General features: G+C 62.6%; 7 protein-coding genes and 1 pseudogene. 6 read left to right on the top strand and 2 right to left on the bottom strand.

The window, feature by feature from the left end; translation table 11 throughout:
* Positions 1-170 precede the first annotated feature (170 nt).
* Complete coding sequence (gene rph, locus EHS19_RS02725) at positions 171-965, bottom strand: ribonuclease PH (RefSeq protein WP_241677037.1); 795 nt, start codon at positions 963-965, stop codon at positions 171-173.
* Positions 966-1134: 169 nt separating this feature from the next.
* Here rph and EHS19_RS02720 point away from each other — a divergent pair, with 169 nt between their 5' ends.
* Positions 1135-2457 (top strand): nicotinate phosphoribosyltransferase, encoded by a 1323-nt coding sequence (locus EHS19_RS02720; protein ID WP_175578260.1) that lies wholly within the window; start codon positions 1135-1137, stop codon positions 2455-2457.
* Positions 2458-2633: 176 nt separating this feature from the next.
* On the opposite strand, the gene EHS19_RS02715 is transcribed toward EHS19_RS02720, so the two are convergent.
* Complete coding sequence (locus tag EHS19_RS02715; protein WP_175578259.1) at positions 2634-2918, bottom strand: DUF3039 domain-containing protein; 285 nt, start codon at positions 2916-2918, stop codon at positions 2634-2636.
* A 327-nt stretch (positions 2919-3245) separates the two neighbouring features.
* On the opposite strand from EHS19_RS02715, the pseudogene coaD reads away from it, so the two are divergent.
* From coaD to EHS19_RS02690, 5 genes and pseudogenes are all read left to right on the top strand, one after another.
* Positions 3246-3719 (top strand): annotated as a pseudogene (gene coaD, locus EHS19_RS02710) (pantetheine-phosphate adenylyltransferase); the annotation flags it as partial.
* A 320-nt stretch (positions 3720-4039) separates the two neighbouring features.
* A complete protein-coding gene (locus EHS19_RS02705) occupies positions 4040-4879 on the top strand; it encodes a cell division protein (RefSeq protein ID WP_421745133.1) in 840 nt (279 codons plus the stop codon).
* A 3-nt stretch (positions 4880-4882) separates the two neighbouring features.
* Complete coding sequence (locus EHS19_RS02700; RefSeq protein WP_151916269.1) at positions 4883-5575, top strand: YceD family protein; 693 nt, start codon at positions 4883-4885, stop codon at positions 5573-5575.
* Positions 5576-5871: 296 nt separating this feature from the next.
* Complete coding sequence (rpmF, locus tag EHS19_RS02695) at positions 5872-6066, top strand: 50S ribosomal protein L32 (RefSeq protein ID WP_151916268.1); 195 nt, start codon at positions 5872-5874, stop codon at positions 6064-6066.
* Positions 6067-7109: 1043 nt separating this feature from the next.
* Positions 7110-7448, top strand: a complete 339-nt coding sequence (locus tag EHS19_RS02690; RefSeq protein WP_151916267.1) for a PIN domain-containing protein — start codon at positions 7110-7112, stop codon at positions 7446-7448.
* The last annotated feature ends 72 nt before the right edge of the window (positions 7449-7520 follow it).

Below are 7520 nucleotides of genomic sequence, written 5' to 3'. Positions count from 1 at the left end.
GATCAGCTTCATAATACTCATGCCTCTCAAGGTCACAGGGAGCGGGCGCACCACGTGACCATAGTCAAAAACGTTGAAATTACAAGGGTTTGCAACACCAGTCACAAGGAGCGGAGCGCGCCACGTGACCAGCGCACCAGGCGGCCAGCGCCAGCCGCAGCGTGACGCGTTCAGCCTTCGGCGAGCGCCGCGCGCTGGGCGGCCTGAAGCTCGCGGTTGCCCTTTTCGGCCAGATCAAGCAGCGTGTTCAGCTCGGCGCGGTTGAACGGGCGGTGCTCGGCGGTCCCCTGAATCTCGATGAACGTGCCGGAACCGGTCATCGCGACGTTCATGTCGGTCATGGCGCGACTGTCCTCGGGATACGGCAGATCCAGCATCGGCGTACCGTCGATCACACCGACCGACACGGCGGAGACGACGTCCTTGAGCACCTTGTCGGCCGATTCGATATGCCCGTGCGCCTCAGCCCAACGCATCGCGTCCACCAGCGCCACATAGGCGCCGGTCACCGAAGCGGTGCGCGTGCCGCCGTCCGCCTGAAGCACATCGCAATCCATCTGCACCTGATTCTCGCCCAGCGCGCGCATATCGACCACGCCGCGCAGGCAGCGGCCGATCAGACGGCTGATCTCATGGGTGCGGCCGCCGACCTTGCCCTTGACCGACTCGCGATCGGTGCGCTCCGCGGTGGCGCGCGGCAGCATCGCATATTCGGCGGTCACCCAGCCGAGGCCGGAATCCTGCCGCCAACGCGGCACGCCAGGCGTGAACGTCGCCGTGCACATCACGCGCGTATTGCCGCAGGTGATGAGCACCGAGCCTTCCGGCGCATCGGTGAAGTGACGGGTGATGGTGACGGGACGCAGCTCGTCGACCGCGCGACCGTCGGCGCGAACGATCGATTCAATGGAATCGGTCGCATCGGAAGAGGAAGAATCATCATGAGCAAACGAATCATTAGCCATGCTGCCCAACCTAGCACCAGAGCGCGCCAGACGCGTCGCGCACCCACCGCACGCACCGCGCACGCACCGCGCTGCACAAACGCGTCGCGCACGCGCCACCGGCAACGCACCCGCCTTCCTCGCGTTCACCCGAGTGAGTAGGCTGTAACACAAGCACGACGAGGGAGACATCATGGACTATTCACCAGCATTGATGACCGACATGTACGAGTACACGATGCTTGACGCGACGCTGCGCGACGGCACCGCGAACCGCAAATGCGTGTTCGAGGTGTTCACCAGGCATCTGCCCGAAGGCCGCCGCTACGGGGTGGTCGCCGGCACCGGACGCATTCTCGATCTGCTGGAGCGCTTTCATCTCGACGACGAGGATCTGCGCTTCCTCGCCGACCGCCATGTGGTCAGCCCGGAGACGATCAAGTGGCTGGAGAACTTCCATTTCTCCGGTTCGATCAAGGGGTATCGCGAAGGCGAGATGTTCTTCCCGAATTCGCCGATTCTGCAGGTCGAGGGTACGTTCGGCGAATGCACGCTGCTGGAGACGCTGATTCTGTCGGTGCTCAACTATGATTCGGCGGTCGCATCGGCGGCATCGCGCATGGTTTCCGCCGCCAAGGATCGCCCCTGCATGGATATGGGCGGCCGCCGCACCAACGAGTGGGCCGCGGTCGCAGCCGCACGCGCCGCGGTGATCGGCGGATTCAAGGGAACCGCCAACCTGCTCGCCGCGCAGATGTACGGACTCAAGGCCATCGGCACGGCCGCGCACTGCTTCACGCTGGTGCATGATTCGGAACGGGAGGCCTTCGCCTCGCAGATCGCCGCGCTCGGCGAGAACACCACGCTGCTTGTGGACACGTTCAACATCGAAGAGGCGGTGAAGACCGCCGTGGAGGTGGCCGGACCGCAGCTGGGCGGCATCCGCATCGATTCGGGTGATCTTGCATCGCTTGCGCAGCGTGTGCGCAACCAGCTCGACGCACTGGGCGCCACGAACACGAAGATCACCGTGACGAACGATTTGGATGAGTACGCGCTGGCCGCATTGCAGACCGCGCCGGTCGACTCCTATGGCGTGGGCACGATGCTGGTGACCGGTTCAGGCGCGCCGACGTGCGCGATGGTGTACAAGCTCACCGAGCGCGAAGGCGCCGACGGCGTGATGCAGCCGGTCGCCAAGAAGTCCTCGCACAAGGCCACCGTGCCCGGACGCAAGCTCGCCTACCGCTCCTACGAGTACAATCTCGCCACGGCCGAGCATGTGATCTCCGGTTCGGAGGACAAGCTCGCCGCGTTCACGCCGGATGAGGATTGGAAGGATCTGCTCGTCGATTTCGTTGACCACGGCACGATCGATGCGCGCTATCAGGGCCATGATGCGATCATCGCCGCACACGAGTACCGGGCGAAGGCGCTGGCCGAGCTGCCGATCGCCGCGCAATCGCTGATGAAGGGAGAGCCGGTGATTTCGACTGAGACCACCGTCTTGTGACGGTGCTCTCAGTCGAAATCCGTCGCGGCACAGCCGCATGAACCAGTGGTCTGTCTCGTAAACAGTTGAGTGGTTCAGCTTCTGTCTCTCCCCCAGTCAGCTTCGCTGACAGCCCCCTCATCAGAGGGGGCCAGCGCCACTCAGATAAATACGAGACAGAACACCAGCCGTGTGGCTTAGCGCATCATCTCCTCGTAGATGCGCTTGCAATCCGGGCAGATCGGGTACTGCGACGGATCATGCTTGGGCACCCACACCTTGCCGCACAGCGCCACCACCGGACGCCCGGTCATGCGCGACTCGGCGATGCGATCTTTGGACACGTAATGCGCGTACCGGTCCGCATCGCCGTCGTCGGTGAGATTCGGATTCTCCTGCGTCTGCGGACGCTCCAGCACCGCCGTGCCCGACACGCGGTCGGGATTCGACAGCGGCGAGACAGGATCAGCCACATCGCGCATCTCATCAATCATCCACATGTTCATATCGTCTCCCATCGCTCATTGCCGCCGAACCGCTGAACCGGCGAACCGGACAGCCGACCTTACGCAATCGGTCGGACTGAACCGGACGACCGTCACGGCCCACCGATTCGGCGTCTCAATCGCTTCCATCATAGAAGCCAGTCTTTACGTCGAACGCCACCGACGCGCCCCATCAGTCACCGCACCACCGCACCACCGCACCACAACCGCCGACCACCACGGCACCGCCGGCCACCGCCACCAGCCGTCACCGACGGCGCGGCCGACGGCATGCGATACGCCAATCGCGGTACGCTAGTCCTTATGACTATCGCAGTGTGTCCAGGATCCTACGACCCCGTAACCGCCGGCCATCTCGACGTGATCAAGCGGTGCAGCCGATTCTTCGATGAGGTGCATGTGGTGGTGGCCGTGAACGCGGCGAAGACGCCGTTGTTCGCCGAATCCACGCGCGTGGGCATCATCCGCCGCGCACTGGAGGACGACGGCTACGACAACATCACCGTAGCTTCGACCGACGGACTGATCACCGACTACTGCCGTGCCGTTGGCGCCACCGTCATCGTCAAGGGGCTGCGGCAGAACGGCGACTACGAGGCCGAACTCGGCATGGCGCTCGTCAACCGCAAGCTCGCCGGCATCGAAACGGTGTTTCTGCCCGCCGATCCGATTCTCGAACACATCTCCAGCTCCATCGTCAAGGATGTGGCCCGCCACGGCGGCGACGTGACCGGCATGGTGCCCGACTGTGTCACCGACATGCTGTACGACGCGCTGCACGTATCCGCCGACGATCGCCGCCATACCAGCCGGTTGCACGGCACGCCGGCCGCAGCGAACGCACAGCCGGCAGCCTGCGATACGGCAGCCGGCGATACGGCTGACTGCGGCATGCGGAACAACGTGAATCATACGACCAGTACGACCAGTAGAAAGGACTGATCATGACCTCAGATGCACAAGGCGTCTCGCCGACCGGCGAGCCAGCCGGCGTGCCCGAACACGACTCAGAGCGCAACGACGCGAACAACGCGGCCAACTCAACCAACTCGGTCAGCGCGGCCAACGTGAGCGACATCGCCACGCAATCCATCGTCATGAACGTGACGCCCACCGAAGGAACCTCGGTCGATTACGCCGACGGAAGAACCAATCCCCCGACCATCGATCCGCGCCCGTCGCATGCCGCCGCACCGCAGCCAACGCCGGCGGCGGCATCGGCGGCATCGCGCAACGAGCCGACCGCCCGCGCCGCAGCCAACGCCGGTGCCTCGACCAGCAACGCAGCCAACGCCGGCAATCCGAAGCGGCGCGCAGCCACACCGTTCCCGATGGACGCGCTGCCGGACCTGCGCGACAGCGACGACAACGACCCCGACGCGCAGTCGCGCGACGAATTCACCACGGTCTACGACATCATCGACAGGCTTGAGGCGACGCTGGACGAAGCCAAGTCGGGACTGTTCTCGCCGAGCGTGGTACGCATCGACCGCGACACCTTCCGCGAACAGCTCGACACGCTCAAAAAGATGCTTCCCGTGCAATTGGAGCGTGCCTCCGCGCTGATGCGGGAGGCCGAACGGCGGCTCGAATCCGCGCAGACCCAGGCGAACGCCGTCGTGGCCTCCGCGCAGAGCCGCGCCGCGGATATGGTCAAGGAAGCCAACGAGCAGGCGCAGTTCCTCGCCGGTCAGGAGAACGTGACCGCGCTCGCCCGCCAGAAGGCGCGCGCGATACTTGATCAGGCGCAAAGCAAGGCGGATCGTCTCACCAAGGGCGCCGACCAGTACTGCACCACGGTGATGGAGGGGCTGCAGCAGCAGCTTGGAAAGCTCGGCCAGGATGTTCAGGCAGGGCTCAACGTATTGTATGAACGCCAGCAGGCGGCGGGCCAGCAACTGCCGCATCTGGATCATCACGACTACCCGGAGGGCTGAATCATGCCGCGTCCAGAAGATTCCCAGTGGGCCGTTTCCGTGGCGCAGATCGCGTCGCGAGCCGGCCAAAGCAAGCAGATCGATGCCGTATTCCCCGCGCCGGAAGGCATCGGCGACGACATCGTGGGCGTCAAGCCCGGTGCGGATGTGCACGTGAACGGCTCATTCGATTCGATCGTCGACGGGCTGATCCTCACCGCGCGCATCAGCACGCATATCAGCACCGAATGCACCCGCTGCCTGAAGCCGATCGAAAAGGACTGGAACTGCGACGTCACGCTGTTCTTCCCCTACGAGTCGGAGCGCGGCGACGGGCACGGCAACGGATACGGCAACGGATACGATGAGCGGGGTCGGCACGGCGGCAAGGGCGGTTCCAAAGGCGGTTCTAGGGGCGGTTCCAAGGGCGGCTCTAAGGACGAGGTGGAGATCATCGCCGGCGAGGAGGAGTCGGAGGACACCTATCCGCTGCTTTCCGGCGGCGCTTTCGCCGACCTTGAGGCGCCGATTCGCGACACGCTGGCCGAATCGCTGCCGCTGCAGCCGCTGTGCCGGCCGGATTGCCGCGGATTGTGCTCGCAGTGCGGTGCCGATCTCAACGAGGATCCCGACCATCACCACGATGCGATCGACAACCGGTTCGCCGCGCTGGCCGCGCTCAGGGAGCAGCTCGAGGCCGGCGGCAGCGAAGGCTGATGTCAGCTTGGGCGGCCGGCTGCCGGGTAGCTGGGTTGTCTGCCGGGCTGCCTGACGGGCTGTCTGGGTTGTTGGGTTGCCTGCCGGATTGCCTGACGGGCTGCCGGGTATGCGTTCATCACAATGGCATGTTGGTTGCCAATTAGCAACCAATGGACAGGACAGCATGATATTGTATCCGAGCTGTATCCGATCTGTATCCGAGGGACGACGAGGCCGACTGGACTTTGTACGGCGGTCGCGCTAAGATACCGTACGCTTAAGCTCAATCGTTCGAACGAAACAGAGGAAACACAATGGCACTGCCTAAGTACAAGACCTCGCGCGCCAACACGCATTCTCGCCGCGCGAATTGGAAGGCGTCCGCCGCGCGGACCGTCACCTGCCCGAACTGCGGTGAGCCGCGCCTGTCGCACATGGCCTGCCCGAACTGCGGCACCTACCGTGGTCGCGTCTACCGTGAGGCCATCCGCTCCGCTCACACCAAGTGAGCATAAGGCGATAAGCCCGCAATACGCGCTAACGCACTGAAAGCCCTGCCATCGACGGGTGGCGGGGCTTTTTTGTATGCGCGCGTGCGCTGCTCACGCAACCGCTACGCACACACACTGCACACACACCACACACCGCTACGCACAATCACCAACTGTCCCACAGTCGGCTCCTCCAGTCGGCTCCGTGGCCGGCTCTCTTCCATAGTCTCCCATCCCAGTGTCCAATCGCAGTGTCTCATCGCAAGGCTTGGACAGCAAGGATTGGACGAGATAGCCCTTCTTCGCGAGAAATCCATGCTGAAATCCTTGCACCGCGCCTGTACCCCGCCCGGTTAGCGCAAGGATTTTACGAACTTAAGGCCCTTTCCGAGAAATCCTTGCACAACAATGCACAACAATAGGCTCACGTTGTGCTGCGTACCGCAGAACAGTGGGACGCAACGCGAAAACAGCGGCCAATCGCGTTCCGTCCCGCAAACCAGTGGGATGCAACGTGGGGCTTGAGACTTTTTTTCCGTAGGGTCGAAAGAATGCGCGTCGTGTGGCGCGCGCCGGGATGTGTCCCCTGTCCCCGATCATAGGGACGGTAAATGTTTGTGATCGGCCTATCGCCGTAGCTTTACGCCGCGCGGTCGGCACGCTGTACTACCCAATCTATCTATCCAAGGAGATACTTACGCATGCTAAAATGCGTTATCCCGATGGGCGCGGGTAGGCACTCGGCGCGGCGTTGCCGTCGCGCCATTGTTTATAGCGTGTCTCCATATTCAGGGGATACGCTGAAACACAAGGAAAGTGAGGATGTTATGACAGCTGTGGATATTGGCGTGCGATTGGAGCGCGCGCCGCACAGGATGACGGCGGAACAGGCCCGTGCCGAACTTACTAGCTTGCGCGCGCTATTCCCAACTACGTCGCATATTGCATCGTTGACGCCGGATGATGTCAAAGAGGAGTTGGCGAAACGTGATTAAGGCTGTCGCCGATACGAATTTTCTGCTTGACGTCATGGTTCCAAGTCGTCCGTTGCGGATGATTCGGTGCGCGTGTTTGACGCGATGAATAATGACCGTGTGGAAATCGCTGTTTGCGCGGGCAGTCTTAAGGATGCGTATTATATTGCGCGTCGGGAATGCACGGAAGAGGGTAATCGCGCATGGATAAGCCTGTTCCTAGACTGTTTTGACGTGTTCCCGGTTGATTCGTTGCTGTGCCGCGCGGCGTTGGCGTCGAGTGAACCTGACTTCGAGGATGGTTTGATTCGCGTGTGTGCCGAATGGTGGGGTGCTGATTATATTGTCAGTCGAGACCGGAAGGCGTTCGCGGACTCGGGTATTCCACGTATCGAGGCACCTGACTTGTTGCGCGTTCTCGGTTAGTTGATTGTGTCGTGGCCTGTCGACACAACGCAATAACCGGCAGATTCTACGTTCCGTCCCACAAAACATCCA

The organism is Bifidobacterium jacchi, from assembly GCF_009078285.1.
Lineage (GTDB): Bacteria > Actinomycetota > Actinomycetes > Actinomycetales > Bifidobacteriaceae > Bifidobacterium > Bifidobacterium jacchi.
Note: the sequence above shows the minus strand (reverse complement) of the source record. Positions and strands in the feature narration are given on the sequence as shown.